The sequence below is a fragment of the Pseudomonas sp. FW305-96 genome (assembly GCF_058783825.1).
Genome location: NZ_JBYSYW010000041.1, coordinates 21,859 through 43,947 on the forward strand (window position 1 = coordinate 21,859; position 22,089 = coordinate 43,947).

The window sequence follows — 22,089 nt, forward strand, 5'->3', positions numbered from 1 at the left end:
GAGCGCCCATGGACATGCCCATCAACACCTTCAAGCAACGCCTGCGCGACGGCCAGGCGCAGATCGGCCTGTGGCTCGGCCTGGCCGACCCGTATTGCGCGGAGCTGGCGGCCAACGCCGGCTTCGACTGGCTGCTGCTCGACGGCGAGCATGCGCCCAACGACCTGCGCAGCCTGCTCGGCCAGTTGCAGGCGGTGGCGCCCTACCCGGCCCAGCCCATCGTGCGCCCGGTGATCGGCGATACCGCGCTGATCAAGCAGTTGCTCGATATCGGCGTGCAGACCCTGCTGGTGCCCATGGTCGAAAGCGCCGAGCAGGCACGTCAACTGGTGCGGGCGATGCGCTACCCGCCCCACGGCGTGCGCGGTGTCGGCAGCGCGCTGGCGCGGGCGTCGCGCTGGAACAGCATCCCCGGCTACCTGGACCAGGCCGACGAGCAGATGTGCCTGCTGGTGCAGGTGGAAAACCGCGAAGGGCTGGCCAACCTCGACGCGATCTGTGCCGTCGAAGGTGTCGATGGCGTGTTCATCGGCCCCGCCGACCTCAGCGCCGCCATGGGCCAGCGGGGCAATCCGGGGCATCCTGAGGTCCAGGCGGCCATCGAGGATGCCATCGTGCGCATCGCGCGGGCCGGCAAGGCGGCAGGTATTCTCAGCGCCGACGCGACGCTGGCCCGACGTTACATCGAACTGGGCGCGGCGTTCGTCGCGGTGGGGGTCGACACCACGGTGCTGATGCGCGGCTTGCAGGGGTTGGCGGGCACGTTCAAGGCAGGGACCGCCGCCATCGCCCAGGGCGGTGTCTACTAGCCTGGCCTTGTAGCGCGTAAGCTCGATGTTGGGGCGATCCGGTAAAGCACTGCTGGCTCGCCCGGCAGCACCATGCTAGCCTCCGCGCGCCCCGCCCTGCGGGGTCGCGACAACGTCGAATCAAGGAGTCAGGCAATGGACCTGCAGTTTCTGGGCACCTCCTCCGGGGTGCCCACCAAGGCCCGCAACGTCAGCGCGACCGCGGTCATCGAGGCCACCGGCACCGGTTGGTTCCTGGTCGACTGCGGCGAAGGCACCCAGCATCAGCTGCTGCACAGCCCGCTGTCGGTGCGCGACCTGCGCGCCATCTTCATCACCCATGTACACGGCGACCATTGCTTCGGCCTGCCGGGGCTGCTGGCCAGCGCCGGCATGTCAGGGCGCAAGGAGCCACTGGTGCTGGTCCTGCCGGCCGACCTGCACCCCTGGGTCCGGCAGAGCCTGGCGGTCAGCGACACCTACCTGCCCTTCGAGTTGCAGATGCAGGCGCTGGAGACCTTTGGTGGCTTGAGCCACGGTAACATCCAGGTCGGCGTGGTCGAGCTGTCGCACCGGGTACCCTCCTACGGCTTCGTGTTCGAGGAGCGCGACCCGCAACCGCACCTGGACACCGAGCGCCTGCGCGCCGACGGCATCCCCGCCGGGCCGCTGTGGGGGCAGATCGCCCGTGGCCGAACGGTCGAGCACGAAGGTCGCCAGATCGACCCGCAGGCCTACCTGCAACCGACGCGCCCGGCGCAACGCATCATCGTCTGTGGTGACAACGACCGCCCCGAATTGTTGAGCGAACTGGCCGCCAACGTTGACGTCCTGGTCCACGAAGCCACCTTCACCCAACCGTTGGTCGAACGCACCCAGGCCAGCTTCGGCCACAGCACCGCCGCCGCTGTGGCGCGCTTCGGCGAGATGGTGGGGGTGAAGAACCTGGTGCTGACGCACTTCAGCGCCCGCTACCAGTCGGGCGGTGGGCGCGGCGGTTCCATCGAGGAGGTACGCGATGAGGCGCTGGCGCACTACAAGGGGCACCTGACCCTGGCCCGGGACCTGGCGCGCTATCGGATTGGCCGTGACGGGGTGCTGGTCGAGGTGGAGTAAGGCCCTGCCTTGGCGCCATGACAGACCTCAGGCGATGGCTTCAATGCGCCGGATGCTGCTCCACACTGGCCGCCAGGCAGTAGCGATCACGCCCCTGCCGCTTGGCCTGGTAGAGCGCCGCATCCGCCGCCGCCATCAGGTTTTCCGGGGTCACCGTCGCCAACGTCGGCGCACCCACCGCAATTCCGGCGCTGGCCGTGACATGGCCGAACGGACTGCCACCGTGCTCGATGGCCTGCCGGCGCAGCAACTGCAGGATCTCCTGCACGATCTGGCTGGCCCCCGCGGCATCGGTATCGGGCAGCAGCAAGGTAAACTCTTCGCCACCATAACGCACCGCCAGGTCGCCCGGGCGTTTCAGCGCCTGGCGCAACAGCTCGCCGAAGCGGCGCAGGCACTGGTCGCCGGCCGGATGCCCGTAGCGGTCGTTGTAGGCCTTGAAGCAGTCCAGGTCGAGCATCACCAGGGCCAGGGCATAGCCCTGCCGCCGCGCCCGGCGTATCTCCGCTTCCAGCACCGCGTCCAGCCGCCTGCGGTTGCCCAGCCCGGTCAAGCTGTCGGTCAAGGCCAGCGCCTTGAGGGTCTGGTGGGCCTGGTGCAGGGCACGCTCGATGGCGATGCGCTCGCGCAACTGGCGCAGGACGATCCAGCCGAAGCCGGCCAGGCCGATCAGTACCAGGACCAGCACCGCCACCGACTTGATCATGTCATGGCGCCACGGCGCGATGATCGACTCGCGCGACAACCCCGCCTCCACCACCAGCGGGTAGCTGCTCAGTGCGCGAAACCCGTACAGGCGCGGCGTGCCATCGACCACCGCCACCGCCTCGGCCACCCCTTCGCTGGCATGGGGCAGGTACTTGCGGAAGATGTCGCTGGCCGCCAGGCTGCGGCCGATCACCAGCTCGACGAACGGCCGGCGCACGAGGATGGTGCCGTCGCGCTTGGCCAGCACCAGGGCGCCACGTTCGTCGATCTTGAAGTCGCCGTAGTAGCGCACGAACCAGTCGACCTTGATGGTCCCCAGCAACACCCCGGCAAAGCTGCCGTCGGCATTTTCCAGGCGCCGCGAGATGGGGATGATCAGGTCACCCGTGGAGCGGCTGCGCACCACCGTGCCGATACGCACCTGACGGTCGGGATGGGTGCGGTGATAGATGAAATAATCTCGGTCGGCATTGTTGGCACCCGCTGGCACGTCATCCTTGTCGGTGACGATCCAGCCGCCGTCGGGGCCATAGACGAACAGGCCATGCAGTTGCGGCATGATCTGCGCCTGCTGCTTGAGCAACGCGTGCAGGCGCGGGCGGTCGACATGGGCGAAGCCATCGCCCTCCAGGCGCTCGGCCAAGGCCGCGGTGATCGCGTCCACCTGGCGGATGGCATCCTCGGCATGCTGGGCGGTGGCCCGGGCCAGGTTGCTGACCGCGTTTTCGGCATTGGTGAACACCTGCCGGTAGTCGCGCCAGATCCGCCAGCCCTCGACCAGCACGAAAGCCAGCATCACCACCGCCATGAAGCTGAGCATCAGGCGGAACAGCGACACGGCGCGGCCCTCGCCGGTCACCGGGAAGAGGCCGTCCTCGGTCTGTTTCCTGACTGCGCGCATTGAAGTCCCTTGTCATCGACCCTTGGCCGCCAATGACTATAGTTCAGCGCCGCTTGCGTGTGCCGAGGCTGATCCACACCGGCGCGTGGTCGCTGGCGTGCGCCTCGTTGCGCACCCAGGCGTCGACCCCGGCGTCCTTCAGGTAAGGCGCCAGGGCCGGGTTGAGCAGCAGGTGGTCGATGCGCAGCCCGGCGTTGCGCGGCCAGTGGTTACGGAAATAGTCCCAGAAGGTGTAGACCCGCTCGTGCGGGTACAACTGCCGCAACGCATCGCTCCAGCCCTGCGCCAGCAAACGCTGGTAGCAGGCGCGTGACTCGGGCTGCAGCAGCGCATCCTTGAGCCACGATTTCGGGTTGTAGATGTCCTGGTCGGTGGGCACCACGTTGAAGTCCCCCGCCAGCAACACAGGGTGATCGGCGCCGCGCAGCGTTTCGGCATGGGCGATCAGGCATTCGAACCAGCGCAACTTGTAGGCAAACTTCGGGCCCGGTTGCGGGTTGCCGTTGGGCAGGTACAGGCAGGCCACCTGCACGCCGTGCACCGCCGCCTCGATATAACGGCTCTGGCCGTCATCCTCCATGCCCGGCAAGCCGCGGCGCACCTCCAGGGGCTGGCTGGCGCGGGCGAGGATGGCGACCCCGTTCCATGACGCCTGGCCGAAGTGCAGGCAGCCGTAGCCGGCAGCCTCGATGGCCTCACCGGGAAACTGCGCGTCGCTGGCCTTGAGTTCCTGCAGGCAGACGATGTCGGGCTGCTCACGCGCCAGCCAGGCCAGCAGGTTGTCGAGCCGGCTGCGGATGCCGTTGACATTGAACGTGGCTATCTTCTGCGCTTTCATGCGTCGGGGTCGTCCACGCGGGCCTGCACCGCGTCTTGCAGTGCCCCCAGGTGGGCCTGGTCGGCCAGCTCCTTGAGCTTGAGCCAGTCGTCCCAGTCGATCGCGCCATCATCGCGCAGCGCCTCGGCCGTGCGCAGCAATTCATGGTGATAGGCGTCGGGCGATTCGCGCCGATAGCTGGCATCGTCGTACTGGGCGTACCAGGCCTCGAGTTCGGGAATGCTGCGTTCGATGCTCATGGTCGGGTTCCTCTGCACCTTTGAAGGTGTGAGCCTTGCTTGTCATCATCGGTTCAAAGCGCGCAGAAAAATTAAACCTTTGCCCGCCGCCGGCCCTCAACCGTACGCGACACTGACGTCGCGCCAACGGATAAGGAGTCACAGATGAGCAATCTGTTCCTCAAGCGGGTCGGGTTTTCCATGGTGCTGGGCATGGCGTCGCTACAGGCCATGGCCGCCTCGTCGGACGACTTCGTCGACGCCGCCACCGAGGCCGGCATCGCCGAGGTGGTGACCGGCAAGCTGGCGCTGGACAAGAGCAAGGACCCGCAAATCAAGACCTTCGCCCAGCAGATGGTCACCGATCACACACAGGCCAACCAGAAGCTCGGCGACATCGCCCGCAAACTCGACATCAGCGTGCCCGATGAAGCGGCGCTGACCGACAAGGTCAAGAAGATGATCCTGGAGTGGCGTGACGAGTCGTTCGACCGCTCCTATGTCAACAACCAGGTCGAGGCCCACGAGAAAGCCGTGGAACTGTTCAGGAAGGAGGCTGCCTCGTCCGACAAGGCCGAACTCAAGGCTTTCGCCGGCGAGACCCTGCCCAAGCTCGAAGAGCACTTGAAGCATGCCAAGGAACTACAGGCCAAGCACGGCCAGTAACCCGCCCCACTGAAAAAGCGAGACTCCCATGAGCAATGATGCACTGCGTTCGGAAGTCCTGACCCGCCTGTTGCACGCCCACCCACAAGGGCTGGGCAAGGAAGTGCTGGACAACTACCGCGGCGAGAAAGCCGTGGCCGGCATGCTCAAGACCCTGCAGGAGCAAGGCTTGATCCACGATGGCAGCGTGAATGTCGAATCCGGACACGCGCTCAGCGTCAACTACCCGATCAAGCTGTCGTCCGCCGGTGTCGAGGCCGCCAGGCAAGCCGAAGGCTGATGCTGGTCCGCCCTGTGGCAATGGTTCGGCCAACTGCCACAGGGCGTGCCAGGGTCTGTACGAAATGTGTCTGCGCGAAGGCCAGACAAGGCGAAACGGGGGGAGGAAGCGGAGTGTACTGGAGTACATGAGCATTCCGAGCCCCGTTTCAACGCAGTATGGGCGAGTGCAGATACATGTCGTACAGACCCTACCGCAGGCCTTCGATGATTGCCTCCATCAACGCCCGCACCCGCCGTGGCTGCACCCGCGTCGGCGCGTAGACGATCTGCAGCGCCACCTGCCCGGCGCTGAAGTCCTCCAGCACTTCGACCAATCGGCCATTGTCGAGGTCGTCGCGCACATCGCGAAGCGATTTCAGGCACAGCCCGTGCCCATCCAGCGCCCAGCGGCGCACCTGCTCGCCGCTGTTGGCAACCCGCCGCCCGCGCACGCCGACCGGGTAAGCCGCGCCGTCCAGGCGAAATGGCCAGACCCGTTCGGCGTGGATGCCGAAACGCATGACGATGCAATCGTGGTGGGCCAGGTCGTCCGGGTGCAGTGGCGTGCCGTGGCGATGCAAGTAGTCGGGCGCGGCGCACACCACCCGGCGGTTGTCGCCCAGGGGCCGTGCGCGCAGGGAACTGTCGGCCAGGGTGCCGTAGCGGATGGCGAAGTCGATGCCCTGCCCCACCAGGTCGACGTAGCCATCGGTCAGGTCCAGGTCGATCGAGACTTGCGGATGCTCGGCCAGGAAACGGTCGAGCAGCGGCACGATGCAGTGCTGGCCAAGGTCCACCGGCGCGCTCAGGCGCACCAACCCGGAGATCTTCTGCTGGCCGTCTCTGAGACGGCTTTCCAGCTCGTCGGCCTCGGCCAGCAGGCGCCGTGCGCCCTCGGCGAGTTGCCGGCCGGCGTCGGTGAGGCTCAGCGAACGGGTGCTGCGGGTCAGCAGCGCCACCCCGTAGTGTGCCTCCAGCGCCGCCAGGCGCTCGGACACCGTGGCCGGTGACAGCCCGCGCTCGCGGCCTGCCGCCGACAGGCTGCCTTTTTCGATGATGGTCAGGAACAACGCCAGGTTATCCAGCATGCTTTTCGATTTTCCCGAAATATGATTTTGACTTTCGCCTGATTATTGGGGATTTCCTCGCTAATTACACTGCCCGGCATCGACACCCGTACAGGAGCAACCCGATGACCAGCAGAAGAGATTTCATGAAAGGCACCCTCGCCGGCGGCATCGCCGTGGCGGCGGGCGCGGTACTGGCGAAAGAGCCAGGCGGCAGCACCGGGGCGCCGCCCGATAGCGCCGAGGGCAAGGGGTTCTGGCCCAATGGCGCGCAACTGGTGATTTCCGTGTCGTTGCAATTCGAATCCGGTGGCCAGCCGGAACACGCCGAAAGCCCCTTCCCGCCCCTGGAATCGCGCTATCCCGACACCATCGCCCCCAGCTGGTACCGCTACGGCCCGCTGGAAGGCGTGCCGCGCCTGCTCGCGCTGTTCGACCGGCACGGTATCAAGGTCACTTCGCACATGGTCGGCAAGGCTGTGGAGGCTTACCCGGAGCTGGCGGCCGAGGTGGTCAGGCGCGGCCACGAAGCCGCCGGGCACGGCCTGCACTGGGCTCCGCAGTACAGCCTGACGCCGGCAGAGGAGCATCGCCAGTACGAGCAGGCCAGCGCCATCATCGAGCGCGTCACCGGCCAACGCCCGGTGGGTTTCAACGCGTTCTGGATGCGTCACTCCCGCGAAACGTTGAACATCCTCCAGGACCTCGGCTTTCTCTACCACATCGACGACCTGGCCCGCGACGAACCCTCGATCATCCCGGTGCGCGGCAAGCCTTTCGCGGTAGTGCCCTACACCCTGCGCAACAACGACATCGGTCGTATTGCCGGGTCCACGGCGATGACCGGCGCCGCGCTGTTGCAGGAGCTCAAGGACGAGTTCGACGTGCTTTATGCCGAAGGCCGCCAACGGCGCCGGCTGATGTCGCTGTCGGCGCATGACCGCATCGGCGGCACACCTACCGTGGTGCGCGCGCTGGACCAGTTCTTCACCTATGCCCGCGGCCATGCCGGCGTGGCGTTCATGCGCAAGGACGAGATTGCCCGTTGGGCCCTTGCCCAGGCCGATACGCCGGTCAATCCGCCACGGGTGTTCGTCTGACCGACAGGGGGTGCTTAGCGCCCTTTCGCCGGCAAGCCGGCTCCCACACCGAGCGCGCAAATGTCACGCCATGCACTGTACCTGTGGGAGCGGTCTTGCCGGCGATGGGGCCAGTTGTTCAACGCCCAACCAACCCCGCCTGCCGCATGAACGCAAGGTTGTCCTCCAGATGCCAGTCCTCGGCGATCCGGCCCTCGGCGACACGGTAGATATCCATGGCGATGAAATCGATGGCCTGGCCCTGCCCCTGGTGCTCGCCCAGCTTGCCGCTGAAGTGCCCGGTGAAACGCAGCGCCGCGCTGACCCGGTCACCTGCGACGATCATCTGCAGCACCTCGCAGCGCAGGTCCGGCACCGCTGCGCGAAATGCCCTGGAAGCGCTCAATGGCCCTTCCACGCCCTGTGGCCGTCCCGGTGGCAGGGTGTTGTCGCGAAAGTCGCTGGCCAGCGCGGCGCGGGCCATGGCCTCGTCGCCGGTGTTCCAGAAGGTGTCGTAGCGGCGGGCGGCGAGGATCTGCTGCTCCAGCTGGGCCTTGGGCAGGCTCCGGTCCACGACCAGGGTGGCCGGAGTCACCAGCTCACCGGCATTGCCCGGATTGGCCGCCGCGCTCAGCAGCAACAGGGTGATCCAGCGGCCAGCACGCAGCGCCGAAGCCTTGGGTTCGGTGTTCATCTCAGTTTCCTTCAGTGCGTTCAACGGGTGGGTATGGCGCGGCCGCGAACCATGGATAAAAGCCTAACCAGTCCCGCCCAGGCGCTCAAGAAGGCACTTTTCACTCACCTGATTACCTTGGAGTAACCCATGGCCCATTACCGCGAATGCCCCGCCTACGACGTGTTCGCCCCGAATTGCCCGGCCCGCCTGGTGCTCGACCGCCTCGCCGACAAATGGGTGCTGTTGCTCATCGACCGCCTCAGCGCCGGTGAGCGGGTGCGCTTCAACCAGCTGCGCCGAGATATCGCCGGTGTATCGCAGAAGGTGCTGTCGCAAACCCTGAAGCGGCTCGAACGCGACGGCCTGGTGGAGCGCCAGGTGCATCCGAGCGTACCGCCCACCGTCGAATACGCCCTCACCGAACTGGGCGCGACACTGGGCGGTACGGTGGAGCGTCTGGCGCAGTGGGCGGAGTCGAACATGCCGGCGATTCTTCTGGCGCGCCGGCTGTATGACCAATGCGCCGAATGATTCAGGCCTCCTTTTCGACATCCCTCGGTGGCTTGGCCGGCCCCTGGGGATCAACCTGCGGGTCATCGACATCCGGCGAGTCCGGGTCGAAGCCGAGGTCGTCGGGCGCGGTGGCCTGCTCGGATGAGTGCGGGCCCTGCTTGGCCGGCGATTGGCGTGGATCTGACATGGTGATTTCTCCTGGTTGCGTTCAATGGAGATACCGCCACGGCTGCAAAGTTTGATTTGCTTTGAAATGCCGACTGCCGGGGGCGTCGACGGACCACGTGCCCCCGTTGCCCGCTACTGCTGCTGATACTGACTCAGGTACTTGTCCAGCACCGCCTTGTCCCCCGCCCCGTCCCCGGCCACCTGCCACAGCCGCCGCTCGATGCCCTGGGCCAGCAGGTGGCCCACCGCGGCTTCGATGGCCGACAACACGCACAGCTGCGCCGGCTCGTTGGTGGTGTAGCCGACCTCGGCCTCGAGCAGCTTCTTGAACTCGATGAACTTGAACACCCCGGCGTTCTGCCCGACCGAGTAGATGGTCTTGCTGGTCATCACGTTGGCCAGCACCTGCCCGGTGCGCACGTCCACCGCCCGCAGGTTGACCGTGACCTGGTCGACCCGGTACTCGCGGGACAGGCCGATGCCCAGGTAGCGGGCGCCCTCGCCGCCGCTGCGCACGTTGGTGTCGTAGGCGATGATGCCGCCCTCGAGCATCAGGTTGGCCGCCTGCAACGGCGGCAGTTCGCCCTGGATGTTCTCGGCAACGTCAGGCTTCTTCTGCGAGGCGCGGATGATCTTGCGCTCGGTCAGCAGGTTCTGCAGGCCCTCGCGCTCGAGCACCACGAACCAGCCACTGGCGTTGAGGGCGTCCATCAGCATGCTCGCCGCCCCCTGGGTGACACTGGTGGAGAACGAGCTGGCCGGAGTCGGCTTGTACTGCCCGGTCTGGTCGCGGAAGCCGTATACCACCGCCATCAGCCGGCCACGGGGCCGGGGCATGTTGACCAGGTCGTAGTAGGTCGAGGCCCGCGGCGTCAGCGTCGGGGTCTCAGGGTCTTGTTCGGCGGGCATCGGCTCGCGCAGGCCGCAGCCTTGCAGGCCAGCCAGGGCGGTGAGGATCAGCAGTGTGCTCAGCAGGCGTTTCATGGCGTTCTCTCCCCAGTAAAGACCCGTCCCTCTCAGGGGTTCAGGCCGCTGACCTCGATGATCGAGACTTCCCCGGTGGCCCGGTCGGTGACCTTGATGCTCAGCGCCCCGGAATCGTCGATCACGTCGATCAGGAAGGCGTCGGTGGACATGCTGCCGGTGTTGCCGTTGCTGATGTTGTCCAGCAACTGCCCGAGCAGGCGCGACTCAAGCTGGTTGCTGAAGCGCTCCAGGGCCGAGGTGCCGGCGAATGCCGAGCTGCGGTCCTTGAGGTCGGGATCGTCGTAGTCGTTCTGCGCCTGGGCGTTGTTCAACAGCCAGGCGCCATTGATCGGATTGCCGCCGAAGGACGGGTTGACCGGGGTGTACACCAGCTCCGTGGCCAGGGCCTGGCCACCGAGGCCGGCGGCCAGCAGGCAGGCGGCGATGCGTCGTGCAAGGTGGTTGCTCATAGCTCGTCCCTCTCCAGATCGGTTGTGTCCTGCAGCAGCCGTTGCAATTTGCGCTGGATGATCTGCTGCCTGACCAGGTCGGCGGCCGCGATGGCCTCGTCATTCAGTTGCGTGGTGTTGGGCGGCAGGAAGCGCCGGTACAGCACCTCGCGTTCGTACTCCACCGTCACCAGGCTGCCCCAGCGGGCATCCGGGCGTTCGCGCACCACCAGGTTGAAGTCGAGTCGGCTGGTGGCGCGCAGCCGGTCGCTGAAGGCGTGATAGAAGTCGTGGCCGATGTGCGAGATGGTGTTGTCGACGATGAAACCCATCATCTCGTCCTCGGCCCCGGCCTGTGCCTGGCCATGCAACAGGGCCAGGCACAGGCACACCCGCGCGGCCAGGCGTTTCATGGCGCCTCTCCCAGGCCGGCGTGTGGACGGGCGCCAGCGGCGCTCTCGGCAAAGGCCTGCTCGGCGACGAACTGCCAGTCGCTGTAGTGCTCCAGCCCCTCGAAGGCGCTCCACTGGGCATCGAATCCACTGCGCTTGAGCGGCGCGGCGTCGGAGCGGCTGTACACCCCGGTGATGCGGCCATCGACCGCGCGCAACAGGCCCCATTCTTCGCCGCCACCGACAGGGTCCGGGTAGAGCCGACGCAGGTGGCGCTGCGGCGACGGGAAACGGTTGTCTTCCACCAGCTCCCCAAGGTCCTGCGGATACTGGGCCAGGCCCGGCGAGGCGCGGTAGTAGCTGCGCAGGGCCTGGGCGTACTGGCCGCCCACCCACAGCAACTGGCGCTCGTGCTCGCGCTGCACGCGGGTGGCCCACAGGGTGCCGGTGGCCGCCAGGGCCATGCTGCTGACGGCGATCAGCAGCAGCACGCCCAGGTAGGTGAAGCCGGCTTCACCATTCGGCATAGAGGCTGCCATCGCGCGCCCTCCCGGTTGCTCCGCTCTTGATGTCGGCCACCGCGCCGGAAACGCCCTCGGGCGGCGGCACCAGCTGCCAGGCATCGCGCCGCTCGGTGATCGGATCGACCGGGGTGTTGCGCAGGTAGCGCTGCTCCACCAGCTGGTCGATCGAATCGGGGTAGTGCCCGGTGTCGCCGTAGTAGTGATCCAGGGCCTCGCGCAGCACCGCCAGGCTCTGGCGCAAGGTGGCCTCGCGGGAGGCCTCCAGGCTGTTGAAGTAGCGCGGCATGGCGATGGTCATCAGGGTGGCGATGATCGCCATCACCACCAGCAGCTCGATGAGGGTGAAGCCTCTGCTCGCTTTCATCGCCGTCACCATTGCCCGTAGGGCACGTTGTTCAGGCCTTTGCCGCTGGCCTTGGAATACACGTCGAACACATCCTCGCCCTCACGCGGGCTGTCGGCCGCGCTGTCGTAGGCGCGCAGGCCCCAGCCGCCCTGGTCGTCGTCCTTGGCGGCGCGCAGCGGGTCGTGGGGGATGCGACGCAGGAAGTAGAACTTCGCACCCTTGGCGCTGCGCACATCGCGCACGCCGTCCACCAGCACCTGCAGGTTCGGCGGATAACCGCTGGCGTTCAGGCGCTTCTCGATGTAGCCGGCGTCGAAGGCGCGCTTGTAGGCGTCGATGGCGTCGCGCAGCTGATACAGGGCCTCACGCAGCTGCTGCTCCTTGCCCCGGCGCACCACGGTCTCGGTCAAGGGCGCGGCCATGCTGGCGAGCAGCCCGAGCAATGCCAGGGTCAGTACCACTTCGATCAGGCTGAAACCCTGCTGGCGGCGTGTCATGGCCGTGGCCTCGCGGCGGCAGGCACCACGGCCATCTGCCCCTCTACCAGCGGCGCCGCGGCCGGCTCGTCAGCCGGGGCGTCGGCGGGCAGCGCGCTGGCCGGCGCCGGTTGCGCCAGTTGGCGCACCTGCAGGGCCGATTCTGTGCCAGTGGCGAACTCCATGTCAGACGGGCTCTGGTAAGGCAGGTTGCGCACGATGCGCGGGGTGATCGCCAGCACCAGTTCGGACTTGCTCATGTCGTCCTTGTTGCTGCCGAACAGCCGGCCCAGGCCGGGAATGTCGCCCAGTCCCGGGATCTTGTTGCCGCTGGCGTTGTGGTCGTTGCGCACCAGGCCGGCCAGCACTTGGGTCTCGCCATCGTGCAGGCGCAGGCTGGTCTGGGCGTTGCGGGTATCGACCTGGACCGGAATGGTGCCCTGGCGCGTGGCCTCCAGGGGCGTGGCGTTGCTCACTTCCAGGGCCACCTTGATCGCCACCTCGTTGTTCAGGTGCACGGTGGGCTGCACTTCGAGCTTGAGGCCGACATCCAGGTAGGTGACGCTTTCGGTGATCACCGGGCCTTGGGTCGAGGGCACCGAGGTGGCGCTGATGATCGGCACCCGCTGACCGATGTGGATGCGCGCCTGTTCGCGGTTGCTGACCCGGATCACCGGGCTTGCCAGGGTGTTGATGTCCTTGTCCTGGGCATTGATCTTGGCCTGTGGCGCCGGCGAGATGCTGATGCGGCTGGAGTCGATGCCGCGCAGCTGGTCGAGCACGCTCACCGACTTGCCGTCGCTGGTCAGCACGCCGAAGGTGTTGGGCCATTGCAGGCCGAGGTCGAGGATGCGCGAAGTGGCCACTTCCATCACCTCCACTTCCAGCACCACCTCGGGGTTGGACTGGTCCTGGGACTGCAGCAGCTTCTCGGCCATGCGCACGGCGTCGGGGGTGTCGCGCATGGTCAGGGTGTTGAGGCGCTCGTCGACGAACACGTCGCGGGTCTTGAGCATGGTCTTGACCATGTTCAGCGCGGTGTTGGCGTCGATGCTGGTCAGGTAGAAGGTGCGCATGACCAGTTCCTGGTAGTCCTTGGTCTTCTGCGGCGAGTCCGGGTAGAGCAGCAAGGTGTTGTCGTTGACGATCTTCTGGCGCAGCTGGTTCTGCTCCAGCAGCAGGGCCACGGCATCCTCGATGCGCACCTCGCGCACGAAGATGGTGGCCTTCATGTCCGGGCGCAGGTCCTTGTCGAAGATGAAGTTGATCCCGGCGACCTGGGCCAGCACCTCGAAGATGGTCTTCAGGTCGGCATCGCGAAACTCCAGGGTGACCGGGCGCTCCAGCTTGCTGCGCAGTTGCGGGTAAGGCGTGGCGGTACGGGCCTGGACGTTCTCGATGTCGCTGCGCAGCATCTGGCCCTTCTGGTTCTGCGGGTCGAGGCGCAGCACCTCGCGCATGTAGCGCTCGGCGCCGAACAGATCACCCTGGCGCAACGCCGCCTGGCCAAGGGCGACACGGTCGTCGAGGGTGCGGATCAGCTCCAGCTGGCGGATGCCCTCCTGGGCGCGGCGGTTGTTGGCCTCGATGGTCAGCACCCGACCGTAGCCCATGCGCGCGCCGGCGAAGTCGTGGCGCACGCGGTCGCTGTCGGCCTGGGTCAGCAGCGCCTCGACCGCGGCCTGGCGGCCGTGGGCCAGGGCGATGTTCAGCTCGGTGTCGCGCGGATCTTCGCGCAGGGCTTCCTCCAGGCGAGCGATGCCGGCCTCGTACTGGCCTTCCTTGATCAGTTCCTGGCTGTCCTTGCGCGCGGCGCTCGAGCCGCATCCGGCGATGGCCACGCACAGGGCCAGGAGCACGAACGGCGCAGGCTTGCACAACTTCGACGGTTTCATGGTGCGCTCCCGACAGACAGGGTCTGTGGCTGATGCAGTGGCAGGTAGACCAGGCTCAGCTCGGTGGCCGAGACGCGGTCCAGACGGTAGGTGTCGTCGATCACATCGCCCTGGCGCACGACGTAGAGCTTTTCGCCGCTCTGCAGGAATATCTGCAGGTCGTCGCGCTCACCCATGCGACCGATGAAACGAAACGGCAGTGTCGGGGCGGTAGGTGCGGCGGGTTCCGGGGTGGTGACCACGGGTTGTTCGGTGACGGTGGCCAGGGCCTGGGGTGGGGTCCATTGCTGGCTGGGGAACAGGTCGCGTGAAGGGCTTTTGGCTTCATCGCGGGGCAAGCCCGCTGCCACGTTCGTGGGTGTCGCTTGGGGGCGGGTTTGCTCCGCGACAGGGCCTGCCAGCTCATCCTCCACCACGCCGAACCAGCGCCCCGGCGCCCACGCCAGCGCCGCGCTCAACCCCAGGAACCCGGCCCACATCACCGCACGCTGAGTGTTCATCACGACCTCGACAGGTAAAGGGTCATGCGCACACGGCCGGTCAGTTCCCGGTCACCGATCCGCTTGCGTTGCAGTTCGAGGTCTTCCAGCACCAAGGTCGGCAGTTGGCCGAGCAGTGCCTTGAGAAAGCCACGGATCTGCGGGTAGCTGCCGCGCACCGGCAGGACGATCTGGTAGCGCGCCAGCTGGGTCTTCGGGTCCACGCCCAGGGCGTACTCACCACGGGCCAGGCTGATGCGCTCAGCACTGGCCAGGTGGTACAGGCGCTCGATCAGCTCGCTGGCCTGAGGCTGGCCGGGCAGCTGCTGACGCAGGTCGTCCAGCGCCTGCTGCTCGGGCTTGGCCTGCACCTTGAGCTCGCCACGCGCCAGGCGCTGCACCTGGGCACTGGCATCGGCCTCGCTGGCACGCAGTTCGCGCACCGCCTGCCACTGGGGCAGCACCCCGGCCAGCGCGACCGCCAGGGCCAGGCCGCCGACCAGCACCGCGGCCAGCCCTGCCCGGCCCAGGCGCCGCAGCGCTTCATGGACGATCAGGCTACGGACGCGCATGGCCGGTCTCCCAGGTGGCGGTGAGGTTGAAGCGCACCGGGTGCTCGACCTGCCCGGCCACCACCTCGTGGTTGAGCAGCGACACGTCCGACAGCTCGGCGCTGCGCTCCAGGCGCTGGTGGTACTGCAGCATGGCCTCGAGGTTGCGCGCCTCGGCACTGATGCGTACCTGGCCCTTGCGGGCATCGGGGGTCAGGCTGAGCAGCGCCACGTCTTCCTGTGGCATCGCCTCGAGCATGGCGAACAGCTGCTGCCATGGCCGCTGCAACTGCTGCGAGACGCTGCGCATCTGCGCCAGGCGCTCGGCCTGCTCGCGGATCACCGCGCTGCTCTGCACTGCGGCGGTGGCCGGGCGCCGGCCAAGCTTGAGTTCGAGTTGGTGCACGCGGCCTTCCAGGTGCACCTGCTCGCTCACCAGTTGCTGCTGGGCCAGCACCAGCACGGCCAGCACGGCGCCGCCGAGGGCGAGCAACGACCAGGCCAGGGGGCTGCTGTGGCGGGGTTGGAATTCCAGGTCGAGGCGGCGCATGTCAGGCCACCGCTCGCCACATGGCGCACAACGGATCGGATTCGGCGCTGGCGGCGCACAGTTGCACCGCGGCCAGCTGCGAGGCTGCCGTACGTCCCGGGGCGTGCAGGTACACCCGAGGCAGCTGCTCGCCATACAGTTCGCAGGTACGCTCGATCAGCGCCTGCAGCGCCTGGTCGTTGTCGGCGCAGCCCTGGGCGAGCACTTGCTGCCAGGCACCGCCTGAAGCCAGCAGCAGCACGCTGCGGCGCGGCTCGGCCAGCACGAACAGGAAGTCGCCTTGGGTCAGTTGCGCCGAGCAGCGGTTGTAGGCGGCCATCAGGTACGGCTGCACCGAGCGCAGGCTCAGACGGCTTTCCCGCCCCAGGGCCTGCAGGCCCTGGAGCAGTGCCTCGGGCAGCGCCGTGGCGATGCGCGCGGCGCCGGCCGGCTCCGGCGAAAGAACGATGCGCCAGTCGTCCAGAGGCTGCCCGTAAAGGTTCTCGAAGCAGGCCCGGGCGTAGGCATCGAGCTCGCGCGGAGTACCGATGGCATCGCTCCAGGGCACCAGGCAGAAGCGGCTGTAGCGGGCCGAGAGCAGCACGCGCAACTGCGCGCCGCGTGCCGGATGCTCACCCAGCAGCCCGGCCAGGGCCTGCAGTGCCGGGGCCCAGGCCGGCTGGGCGGCGTCGCAGGCAAACGCTCGGCTACCCAGCCATTGATGCTGCCGGCCGTGCCAATGGCCCAGGCCGACACCCTCGGGGCCGAGCACCGCGCAATACCGATCAGGCGATAAATGTGACACGGTTGATCTCCTCGAGTGTGGTACGGCCATCGCGGACCAGGTCCACGGCCGAGGCGCGCAGCAGGCGCAGGCCGCGTTGGCAGGCCAGCTGCTTGATCTGCGAAAGCGGGCGACGTTCGACGATCATCTGCCGCAGGTCGTCGTCCAGGTGCAGCAGTTCGGCAATCGCGCTGCGCCCGCGGTAGCCGCTGCCACGGCACTGGCCGCAGCCCTGGGCACGCACGAAGCGCCAGCCGGCCACTGCGTCACGGGCCAGGCCCGAGGCGGCCAGCAAGTCGTCGTCCGGCTCGCAGGCCTGCGCGCAGTGTGGGCAGGCCAGGCGCACCAGGCGCTGGGCCAGCACGGCATTGAGCGCCGAGACGAAGCTGTAGGGGTCGACCTGCATCTGGCTGAAGCGGCCGATCACGTCGAACACGTTGTTGGCGTGGATGGTGGTGAACACCAGGTGCCCGGTGAGCGCCGACTGCACGGCGATCTGCGCGGTGTCCGGGTCGCGGATCTCGCCGACGAGGATCTTGTCCGGGTCGTGGCGCAGGATCGAGCGCAGGCCACGGGCGAAGGTCAGGCCCTTCTTCTCGTTGACCGGGATCTGCAGCACGCCGGGCAGTTGGTACTCGACCGGGTCTTCGATGGTGATGATCTTGTCCATGCCATGGTTGATCTCGCTGAGCATGGCGTAGAGGGTGGTGGTCTTGCCGCTGCCGGTGGGGCCGGTGACCAGGATCATGCCGTAGGGCTCGGCGGCCAGCCGGCGCAGGGCCTGCAAGGTATGCGCCTCGAAGCCCAGGGCCTGCAGCTGCACGCCGCTGACCTGGTCGGACAGGTCCTGCTTGTCCAGCACCCGCAGTACCGCGTCCTCGCCGAAGATGCTCGGCATGATCGAGACGCGGAAATCGATCTGCCGCTCGCCGATGGCCACCTTGAAGCGACCGTCCTGGGGCACGCGTTTCTCGCCAATGTCCAGCTCGGCCATCACCTTGATCCGCGAGATCACCTGTTCGGCGAAGGCGCTGCCGCTGGCCTTGCCGGCACCGTTGAGCACGCCGTCGATGCGGTACTTGATGGTCAGGCCCTGTCCGGTCATGCCTAGGTGGATGTCGCTGGCGTGCAGCTTGAGCGCGTCGTACAGGGTGGAGTTGACCAGCTTGACCACGCGGCTCTGGTCTTCGCTGATGCTGGTCAGCGACAGGCGCTGCAGCGGGTCGGCCTCGCTGCCGGATTCAGCCTCGTGGCCGAGGGCCTCGACGGCGTGGAAGCTTTCCTCGTGGCGGGCCAAGAACGCGGCCAGGTCGGCGGCGTGGGCCAGGTACAGCGGCGCGCCCTGCAGGCGGTCGTCGATCCAGGCCAGGCGGGCGCTGTCAAAGGGGTCGGCGAACACACCGACCCGCTCGCCGTCGTGTTCGACCAGGGCAAATTCGTGTTTCAGGCACTGCGCCAGGCTGACCCGGTCAAAGGCCGGAGCGCAGGCGAACAGGGCCTGGGTGGCGAGCACCGGGTAATGCAGGGTGATGGCCAGGCGCTGGGTGAAGGTGGCCGGGGTGTCGCTGGACAGGTGTTCCAGGCAGGCCAGAAGACGCTCTTGGCCGGCTTGCTGGCGGGCCTGGGCCAGGAGTTCGCGGGGGTAGCCCCGCGATGGGTCCAGTGGGTCTTTATCGAATGCCTGGGACATGGCCTGCGACTCCGCTCAGGGGCGGCGCCGCGGGCCTGGGGGCCTTGGGCGCCGCTATTCCCCGGTGAGCAGTTGTTCGTCGTCAGGTTTGGCAGGCTTGTCGCCATTGCGTCGGCGGTCGGCCAGGACCCAGCTGCCATCGTACAACTGCAAGGGGAACGACTCGTTCCTGTTCTGGCGTCGTTCGACGTACCCTTCGGCCGGCTGGTCGGTGCTCCTGCGCTGGCGCTCGATGCCCATCAGGTCGAAGACGGCGCGGGCCAGTTCCATCAGCGGGAACGGCTTGAACAGGACATGGGTCACGCCCAGTTCGGCGGCCCGCTCACGGACCTCGGCGGTCGGGTGGGCGGTGATCAGCACGAAATGGCATTGCCTGTTCCTGCGCACGGTCTCCAGGACCTGAAACCCCTCCATGTCGGGCAAGCGGTAATCCAGCACGATCACGTCCGGTACCTGTCTCTCGGCCTCTTCGATACCCGTGGTACCGTCGTGGGCGAGATGGACCTCCAGGCCTTGCGCCTGCAGATAGGCTTGCAGGTTCTGCGCAAGGGTCTGTTCGTCATCGACTACCAATACTCTGTTCACCAAGGTCCACTCCCATGAACTGCCCGGTCTCCCGGTCTGCGAAGTGCGGCCTTGTAGAGGCTTGAGCATGCTTCGTGCCAGGCATGAAAATTCACTGCTTACCGCTTTCAAGTCGCTGATATCGTTGAAGCTCGTCGGTCACCCCAGACCTTGGCGGCTGGCCGTTCCCCATAACCGGGGAAGATGATGGCACATTGCCCTGAAGGGTTTCCCCAACTATGGGGAAAGCCCTGCACGCCCCTCAGTCGACGCGCTCCACTGTAGCGGAATCACGCAAACGTTGGCGTACGGCTTGCCGGGCCTGGGCCTGGAGTTGCGCGACGAGCGCGTCCCTGGCCAGGCGCAGGCCGTGTTCTGGTAGGACAGAAGTATTATCACTTTGGTTCTGCATTCCTTGCAGTCTTTGCCAGTTGGCCTGATGGAAGGCCGCAACTTCGGCGCTGCTGGGTTCTTCGATCGCACTCAGCCGGGCAAAAACCTGCTGGGCGGCCATCTCATGTCGAGTGTAGTCAGCGAAGCCTGCCCGATCGAAGCCGGCTTGCGCCAGGCGCTGCTCGAACACCGCGGGGCTGCCGAAGGCCGCCTCAACCTCGCTGACCCGCGCCGTCACCAGCGCATCATTGATGTCGATGCCCTGGCGCTGGGCCTCCTGCCAAAGCAGTTCCTTGTCGATCAGTTCATCCAGGGCCTGCGCGCGCAGGCGCTGGTAAAGATTGGGGTTGCGGATGCTCGCCACCGCCCGCCCCTGGGCCTGGAGGTATTCGCTGAAGTAGCGTTCGAGGCGTAGCACCCCGATCTCCACGCCATTGACCCGCGCCGCCGGGGTGTCGGCGTGGCTGGCCAGGGCGAGCAGCGACAACAGGCAGGCAATCAGGGTGCGCATGGTGATCTTCTCCTGAATCTCAAGGGCTATCCGGCACCGCTCGGTACGGCGCCACTTCAATGAAACCAGGCCCCGGCAGGCTTACCTCCACCACATGCGCACCTGTCATGCCGTGGCGGCGTCCGGGGCCGAAACCGAGCAACGGCGTGAGCCCGGTATCGATGTCATGCAACTGCTCCAGGGCGACCAGCAACTGCTCACGGCTGGCGTCGCGCCCTATCTGCTTCAAGGCTTCGACCAACAACTGCCAGGCGCACAGGGTAGTGACCTGCAACGATGCCTGGCGCGGCTCCAGCCCCTGGCGCAACTGCACCCCGGCAAGGGTCGCCCGGCCTTGCGTGGTCCAGTCGCCGGGTACGAAGGGATAGCCCAGCAGCACCCGCTGCGACCACGACGGCGCCAACCCCGGCACGGCACCAGCCACCTGGCCCGACGCGGCGAACAGGTAAGGATTGCGCCCGCTTGCTTGCAGGCTCGACGCCAGCGCGGTGAACGCCTGGGCGTGGCCGAGGAAGAGGATACCCTCGCCGTCCGGGGCCTGGCCCATGAACGCCAGGGGCGGCGCGGTAGCGCCCCCCAGTTGAAGCAAACGCTGCTGCAGCACCTGCGCCGCATCGGCCTGCTCTGCGCCGGCATACACCACCCGCAAGGCAGCGGGCGCCAGGCCAAGGGCATCACGGGCATGCAGCGCCACGCTGAGCAATTGCGCGGGCACGCCCGGCAAGGGATCGAACACCTGCGCGCTGCCACCGCTACGCGGCGTGGCACCGATCAGGGGCAGGCCGGCCTGCTCCAGCTGGCGGCTGTCGAGCAGTGGTGCGAGGGGCGCGACCAGGGCGAACACCCGTTCTCGTTGCGTCAGCGTGTCCAGTGCCTGTGCGGTGCTGGCCGGGTCCTGCCCGGGGTCCAGCGCGACCAGTTGCAGGCGTCGCCCATGGATGCCTCCCTGTTGGTTCAACTGCGCGACACCATCCTCCAGCACTGCCCGCACTGTCCGCCCGGCCTCGGACAGCGGGCCCTGCTCGGGCAGCAAGGTGCCCAGGCGCAAGGTGCCCTCCTCCACGCCGGGGTCACGGTCTTCACCCAGGCGCTTGAGGTAGGCGGTGAGATTGCGTTGGTCGGCCAGGCTCAGGTCGAAGCGTGGCATCGCCGGGTCGAGGCGATTGCCGGCGGGGTCGGTGCCGCTGCGGATGACCCGCGCCAGGCTGGCATCGGTGTAGGCCGGGTAGCGCCGGTTGTTGGCCTCGCGATTGCCGGAGCCAAGGGCCAGGCGTTGCCAGTCCAGGCTCGGCGGGCGCACTCCGCCTTCGCTGCGGCCGCGCCCGTCGTTGCCATGGCAACCAGCACAGGGCAGCACGCTGGCCGGCACGCGCATGTCCCCGGGGCCGACCCGGGCCAGCAACTGGGCGTCGCTGCTGGAGACGCCTTCGCGGTAGAGGCGCTTGCCGGCGAGTTCCTGCTCGCTCAGTTGCACTGCCCCGCACAGGCACCACCACAACAGGAGCAGGACCCACTTGGCAGCGGCGGCCATGATGTCAGCGCCCCGCCAACGGCTGTGCCAGCAGTTGCATGCGCTGGGCGATCGCCGCGGGTGGCGCGTCGGGGCGGATCTTGCTCCAGCGCTTGCCCGCCACGTCACCGGCAATCAACTGCGTCGAGTGCTGCTCGGGGCTGGGCAGGAACTGGCCCAACCGCCCCAGCACCAGATCGACGCTGGCCTTGTCGCCGGTCAGGAACAGCCAGTTCGGACCATCCACCCCCTGCTTCTGCGCAAACGCCTTGAGTACCTCTGGCGTGTCGCTCAGAGGATCGCTGCTCAGCGACACGAACGTCACCTGCGCCGCCAGTGCCGGGCCCATGGCCTCGCGCACCTCGCGCAATTTGCGGGTGATCAGTGGGCAGGCATCGTTGCAGTGGGTGAAGATCACGTTGAGCATCACCACCTTGTCCTTGAGCACATCGCTGTAGAAACGCAGCTCTCGGCCGTCCTGGTCCTTGAGCACGGTGTCGGTGAACCAGGTCTGCGCATCGCGGGTGCCACCGCCGCTGGTCATGGTCTGCGGCGCCGGTTGTGGCGTCGGCGCGTGGCCCTCGTGGGCGAACGCCACCGAGGCGAGGATCCACAGGCAGGCGCCGAGCACCAGCCAGTCAAGGCTGCGCATACTGGCATGGCGGGAGGTGTGGGCGCTCATGGCTGTACCTCCTGACCGGCGATGGCGGTGCTCTTGGCGTGCACGCGACGCGCGCTCAGGCGGTTGACCTCGCCGATCAGCACGTTGGGGTCGGTGAAGCCGTAGTAGCGCGTCCAGTGCCCGCTGCGCCCATCACCCACCAGGATCAACGGCGGGTGCTCGCTGAGGTTGGCGCTGAAGCTGCCCAGCCCCTTGAGCGTTTCGCTGATGGCATAGGGTGAACCGGTCAGCCAGCTCCACCCCGGCCCGTGCTGGAATGCCCGGGCGTAACCGGCCAGGCGCCTGGAATCGTCACGCTGTGGATCGACGCTGATCGACACCAGACGGATCTCCTCACCCACCCGCCCAC

General features: G+C 67.2%; 29 protein-coding genes. 6 read left to right on the forward strand and 23 right to left on the reverse strand.

What is annotated here, in order from left to right:
* Positions 1–8: 8 nt before the first annotated feature.
* Complete coding sequence (gene hpaI / locus AC3WL2_RS23285; RefSeq protein ID WP_102685123.1) at positions 9–809, forward strand: 4-hydroxy-2-oxoheptanedioate aldolase; 801 nt, start codon at positions 9–11, stop codon at positions 807–809.
* Between the two features lie 135 nt (positions 810–944).
* Complete coding sequence (locus AC3WL2_RS23290; RefSeq protein WP_102685122.1) at positions 945–1,904, forward strand: MBL fold metallo-hydrolase; 960 nt, start codon at positions 945–947, stop codon at positions 1,902–1,904.
* Positions 1,905–1,944: 40 nt separating this feature from the next.
* On the opposite strand, the gene AC3WL2_RS23295 is transcribed toward AC3WL2_RS23290, so the two are convergent.
* From AC3WL2_RS23295 to AC3WL2_RS23305, 3 genes are read right to left on the reverse strand one after another with little or no spacing between them, the layout of a single operon-like run.
* The gene (locus tag AC3WL2_RS23295; RefSeq protein WP_102685121.1) at positions 1,945–3,513 is read right to left on the reverse strand and encodes a sensor domain-containing diguanylate cyclase; all 1,569 of its coding nucleotides are present in this window, start codon (positions 3,511–3,513) and stop codon (positions 1,945–1,947) included.
* Positions 3,514–3,556: 43 nt separating this feature from the next.
* On the reverse strand, positions 3,557–4,351 hold the full coding sequence (gene xth, locus AC3WL2_RS23300) for an exodeoxyribonuclease III (RefSeq protein WP_102685120.1): 795 nt from the start codon (positions 4,349–4,351) through the stop codon (positions 3,557–3,559).
* The gene (locus AC3WL2_RS23305; protein ID WP_102685119.1) at positions 4,348–4,590 is read right to left on the reverse strand and encodes a hypothetical protein; all 243 of its coding nucleotides are present in this window, start codon (positions 4,588–4,590) and stop codon (positions 4,348–4,350) included. The genes xth and AC3WL2_RS23305 overlap by 4 nt, the downstream gene beginning before the upstream one ends.
* 144 nt (positions 4,591–4,734) lie before the next feature.
* Between AC3WL2_RS23305 and AC3WL2_RS23310 the strand changes: the two genes are divergently transcribed.
* Together AC3WL2_RS23310 and AC3WL2_RS23315 are read left to right on the forward strand one after the other, a co-directional pair.
* The gene (locus tag AC3WL2_RS23310; protein ID WP_023631357.1) at positions 4,735–5,235 is read left to right on the forward strand and encodes a DUF4142 domain-containing protein; all 501 of its coding nucleotides are present in this window, start codon (positions 4,735–4,737) and stop codon (positions 5,233–5,235) included.
* A gap of 28 nt (positions 5,236–5,263) precedes the next feature.
* Positions 5,264–5,515, forward strand: a complete 252-nt coding sequence (locus AC3WL2_RS23315) for a hypothetical protein (RefSeq protein WP_102685118.1) — start codon at positions 5,264–5,266, stop codon at positions 5,513–5,515.
* Positions 5,516–5,705: 190 nt separating this feature from the next.
* On the opposite strand, the gene AC3WL2_RS23320 is transcribed toward AC3WL2_RS23315, so the two are convergent.
* Positions 5,706–6,584 (reverse strand): LysR family transcriptional regulator, encoded by an 879-nt coding sequence (locus tag AC3WL2_RS23320; RefSeq protein ID WP_102685117.1) that lies wholly within the window; start codon positions 6,582–6,584, stop codon positions 5,706–5,708.
* A gap of 104 nt (positions 6,585–6,688) precedes the next feature.
* On the opposite strand from AC3WL2_RS23320, the gene AC3WL2_RS23325 reads away from it, so the two are divergent.
* On the forward strand, positions 6,689–7,663 hold the full coding sequence (locus AC3WL2_RS23325) for a polysaccharide deacetylase family protein (RefSeq protein ID WP_102685116.1): 975 nt from the start codon (positions 6,689–6,691) through the stop codon (positions 7,661–7,663).
* Between the two features lie 118 nt (positions 7,664–7,781).
* Here AC3WL2_RS23325 and AC3WL2_RS23330 read toward each other — a convergent pair whose 3' ends face one another.
* Positions 7,782–8,336 carry an ester cyclase gene (locus AC3WL2_RS23330; protein WP_102685115.1) on the reverse strand — a complete coding sequence of 185 codons (555 nt, stop codon included), beginning with the start codon at positions 8,334–8,336 and terminating at the stop codon, positions 7,782–7,784.
* Positions 8,337–8,465: 129 nt separating this feature from the next.
* Here AC3WL2_RS23330 and AC3WL2_RS23335 point away from each other — a divergent pair, with 129 nt between their 5' ends.
* Complete coding sequence (locus AC3WL2_RS23335; RefSeq protein WP_102685114.1) at positions 8,466–8,849, forward strand: winged helix-turn-helix transcriptional regulator; 384 nt, start codon at positions 8,466–8,468, stop codon at positions 8,847–8,849.
* Position 8,850: 1 nt separating this feature from the next.
* Here AC3WL2_RS23335 and AC3WL2_RS23340 read toward each other — a convergent pair whose 3' ends face one another.
* From AC3WL2_RS23340 to AC3WL2_RS23425, 18 genes are all read right to left on the reverse strand, one after another.
* Positions 8,851–9,018 carry a DUF6021 family protein gene (locus AC3WL2_RS23340; protein WP_173862475.1) on the reverse strand — a complete coding sequence of 56 codons (168 nt, stop codon included), beginning with the start codon at positions 9,016–9,018 and terminating at the stop codon, positions 8,851–8,853.
* Between the two features lie 113 nt (positions 9,019–9,131).
* Entirely contained in the window at positions 9,132–9,983 is an 852-nt protein-coding gene (locus AC3WL2_RS23345) for a CsgG/HfaB family protein (protein ID WP_102685113.1), read from the reverse strand.
* 32 nt (positions 9,984–10,015) lie between these two features.
* Complete coding sequence (locus AC3WL2_RS23350) at positions 10,016–10,435, reverse strand: curli assembly protein CsgF (RefSeq protein ID WP_023632251.1); 420 nt, start codon at positions 10,433–10,435, stop codon at positions 10,016–10,018.
* Positions 10,432–10,827, reverse strand: coding sequence for a curli production assembly/transport protein CsgE (gene csgE / locus AC3WL2_RS23355; RefSeq protein ID WP_102685112.1), 396 nt, complete (start codon positions 10,825–10,827; stop codon positions 10,432–10,434). The genes AC3WL2_RS23350 and csgE overlap by 4 nt, the downstream gene beginning before the upstream one ends.
* Positions 10,824–11,345, reverse strand: a complete 522-nt coding sequence (locus AC3WL2_RS23360) for a type II secretion system protein (protein ID WP_102685111.1) — start codon at positions 11,343–11,345, stop codon at positions 10,824–10,826. Before AC3WL2_RS23360 ends, csgE begins: the two co-directional genes overlap by 4 nt.
* Positions 11,320–11,694, reverse strand: a complete 375-nt coding sequence (locus AC3WL2_RS23365) for a type II secretion system protein (protein WP_102685110.1) — start codon at positions 11,692–11,694, stop codon at positions 11,320–11,322. The genes AC3WL2_RS23360 and AC3WL2_RS23365 overlap by 26 nt, the downstream gene beginning before the upstream one ends.
* Positions 11,695–11,699: 5 nt before the next feature.
* Positions 11,700–12,173 carry a type II secretion system protein gene (locus AC3WL2_RS23370; protein ID WP_102685109.1) on the reverse strand — a complete coding sequence of 158 codons (474 nt, stop codon included), beginning with the start codon at positions 12,171–12,173 and terminating at the stop codon, positions 11,700–11,702.
* Positions 12,170–14,047, reverse strand: a complete 1,878-nt coding sequence (locus tag AC3WL2_RS23375) for a secretin GspD/PilQ domain-containing protein (RefSeq protein WP_046855690.1) — start codon at positions 14,045–14,047, stop codon at positions 12,170–12,172. The genes AC3WL2_RS23370 and AC3WL2_RS23375 overlap by 4 nt, the downstream gene beginning before the upstream one ends.
* Positions 14,044–14,547, reverse strand: coding sequence for a hypothetical protein (locus AC3WL2_RS23380; protein ID WP_102685108.1), 504 nt, complete (start codon positions 14,545–14,547; stop codon positions 14,044–14,046). The genes AC3WL2_RS23375 and AC3WL2_RS23380 overlap by 4 nt, the downstream gene beginning before the upstream one ends.
* Complete coding sequence (locus tag AC3WL2_RS23385; RefSeq protein WP_046855692.1) at positions 14,547–15,098, reverse strand: GspMb/PilO family protein; 552 nt, start codon at positions 15,096–15,098, stop codon at positions 14,547–14,549. Before AC3WL2_RS23385 ends, AC3WL2_RS23380 begins: the two co-directional genes overlap by 1 nt.
* Positions 15,085–15,627, reverse strand: a complete 543-nt coding sequence (locus tag AC3WL2_RS23390; RefSeq protein WP_046855693.1) for a pilus assembly protein — start codon at positions 15,625–15,627, stop codon at positions 15,085–15,087. Before AC3WL2_RS23390 ends, AC3WL2_RS23385 begins: the two co-directional genes overlap by 14 nt.
* 1 nt (position 15,628) lies before the next feature.
* Positions 15,629–16,411, reverse strand: coding sequence for a hypothetical protein (locus tag AC3WL2_RS23395; protein WP_102685107.1), 783 nt, complete (start codon positions 16,409–16,411; stop codon positions 15,629–15,631).
* The gene (locus tag AC3WL2_RS23400) at positions 16,392–18,080 is read right to left on the reverse strand and encodes a GspE/PulE family protein (protein WP_102685106.1); all 1,689 of its coding nucleotides are present in this window, start codon (positions 18,078–18,080) and stop codon (positions 16,392–16,394) included. Before AC3WL2_RS23400 ends, AC3WL2_RS23395 begins: the two co-directional genes overlap by 20 nt.
* A gap of 54 nt (positions 18,081–18,134) precedes the next feature.
* Positions 18,135–18,668, reverse strand: a complete 534-nt coding sequence (locus AC3WL2_RS23405) for a response regulator (RefSeq protein WP_173862474.1) — start codon at positions 18,666–18,668, stop codon at positions 18,135–18,137.
* Between the two features lie 238 nt (positions 18,669–18,906).
* A complete protein-coding gene (locus tag AC3WL2_RS23410; protein ID WP_102685105.1) occupies positions 18,907–19,548 on the reverse strand; it encodes a SurA N-terminal domain-containing protein in 642 nt (213 codons plus the stop codon).
* 19 nt (positions 19,549–19,567) lie between these two features.
* On the reverse strand, positions 19,568–21,079 hold the full coding sequence (locus AC3WL2_RS23415) for a cytochrome c/ABC transporter substrate-binding protein (protein WP_102685104.1): 1,512 nt from the start codon (positions 21,077–21,079) through the stop codon (positions 19,568–19,570).
* Between the two features lie 4 nt (positions 21,080–21,083).
* Positions 21,084–21,740 carry an SCO family protein gene (locus AC3WL2_RS23420; RefSeq protein WP_102685103.1) on the reverse strand — a complete coding sequence of 219 codons (657 nt, stop codon included), beginning with the start codon at positions 21,738–21,740 and terminating at the stop codon, positions 21,084–21,086.
* Positions 21,737–22,089, reverse strand: a 353-nt coding sequence (locus AC3WL2_RS23425; protein WP_173877794.1) for an SCO family protein, incomplete at its 5' end; no start/stop codon positions are given. The genes AC3WL2_RS23420 and AC3WL2_RS23425, both read right to left, overlap by 4 nt.

Coding starts and splice junctions, on each gene's coding strand:
- hpaI (WP_102685123.1), top strand. CDS start 9: ATGGACATGCCCATCAACACCTTCAAGCAACGCCTGCGCGACGGCCAG.
- AC3WL2_RS23290 (WP_102685122.1), top strand. CDS start 945: ATGGACCTGCAGTTTCTGGGCACCTCCTCCGGGGTGCCCACCAAGGCC.
- AC3WL2_RS23295 (WP_102685121.1), bottom strand. CDS start 3,513: ATGCGCGCAGTCAGGAAACAGACCGAGGACGGCCTCTTCCCGGTGACC.
- xth (WP_102685120.1), bottom strand. CDS start 4,351: ATGAAAGCGCAGAAGATAGCCACGTTCAATGTCAACGGCATCCGCAGC.
- AC3WL2_RS23305 (WP_102685119.1), bottom strand. CDS start 4,590: ATGAGCATCGAACGCAGCATTCCCGAACTCGAGGCCTGGTACGCCCAG.
- AC3WL2_RS23310 (WP_023631357.1), top strand. CDS start 4,735: ATGAGCAATCTGTTCCTCAAGCGGGTCGGGTTTTCCATGGTGCTGGGC.
- AC3WL2_RS23315 (WP_102685118.1), top strand. CDS start 5,264: ATGAGCAATGATGCACTGCGTTCGGAAGTCCTGACCCGCCTGTTGCAC.
- AC3WL2_RS23320 (WP_102685117.1), bottom strand. CDS start 6,584: ATGCTGGATAACCTGGCGTTGTTCCTGACCATCATCGAAAAAGGCAGC.
- AC3WL2_RS23325 (WP_102685116.1), top strand. CDS start 6,689: ATGACCAGCAGAAGAGATTTCATGAAAGGCACCCTCGCCGGCGGCATC.
- AC3WL2_RS23330 (WP_102685115.1), bottom strand. CDS start 8,336: ATGAACACCGAACCCAAGGCTTCGGCGCTGCGTGCTGGCCGCTGGATC.
- AC3WL2_RS23335 (WP_102685114.1), top strand. CDS start 8,466: ATGGCCCATTACCGCGAATGCCCCGCCTACGACGTGTTCGCCCCGAAT.
- AC3WL2_RS23340 (WP_173862475.1), bottom strand. CDS start 9,018: ATGTCAGATCCACGCCAATCGCCGGCCAAGCAGGGCCCGCACTCATCC.
- AC3WL2_RS23345 (WP_102685113.1), bottom strand. CDS start 9,983: ATGAAACGCCTGCTGAGCACACTGCTGATCCTCACCGCCCTGGCTGGC.
- AC3WL2_RS23350 (WP_023632251.1), bottom strand. CDS start 10,435: ATGAGCAACCACCTTGCACGACGCATCGCCGCCTGCCTGCTGGCCGCC.
- csgE (WP_102685112.1), bottom strand. CDS start 10,827: ATGAAACGCCTGGCCGCGCGGGTGTGCCTGTGCCTGGCCCTGTTGCAT.
- AC3WL2_RS23360 (WP_102685111.1), bottom strand. CDS start 11,345: ATGGCAGCCTCTATGCCGAATGGTGAAGCCGGCTTCACCTACCTGGGC.
- AC3WL2_RS23365 (WP_102685110.1), bottom strand. CDS start 11,694: ATGAAAGCGAGCAGAGGCTTCACCCTCATCGAGCTGCTGGTGGTGATG.
- AC3WL2_RS23370 (WP_102685109.1), bottom strand. CDS start 12,173: ATGACACGCCGCCAGCAGGGTTTCAGCCTGATCGAAGTGGTACTGACC.
- AC3WL2_RS23375 (WP_046855690.1), bottom strand. CDS start 14,047: ATGAAACCGTCGAAGTTGTGCAAGCCTGCGCCGTTCGTGCTCCTGGCC.
- AC3WL2_RS23380 (WP_102685108.1), bottom strand. CDS start 14,547: ATGAACACTCAGCGTGCGGTGATGTGGGCCGGGTTCCTGGGGTTGAGC.
- AC3WL2_RS23385 (WP_046855692.1), bottom strand. CDS start 15,098: ATGCGCGTCCGTAGCCTGATCGTCCATGAAGCGCTGCGGCGCCTGGGC.
- AC3WL2_RS23390 (WP_046855693.1), bottom strand. CDS start 15,627: ATGCGCCGCCTCGACCTGGAATTCCAACCCCGCCACAGCAGCCCCCTG.
- AC3WL2_RS23400 (WP_102685106.1), bottom strand. CDS start 18,080: ATGTCCCAGGCATTCGATAAAGACCCACTGGACCCATCGCGGGGCTAC.
- AC3WL2_RS23410 (WP_102685105.1), bottom strand. CDS start 19,548: ATGCGCACCCTGATTGCCTGCCTGTTGTCGCTGCTCGCCCTGGCCAGC.
- AC3WL2_RS23415 (WP_102685104.1), bottom strand. CDS start 21,079: ATGGCCGCCGCTGCCAAGTGGGTCCTGCTCCTGTTGTGGTGGTGCCTG.
- AC3WL2_RS23420 (WP_102685103.1), bottom strand. CDS start 21,740: ATGAGCGCCCACACCTCCCGCCATGCCAGTATGCGCAGCCTTGACTGG.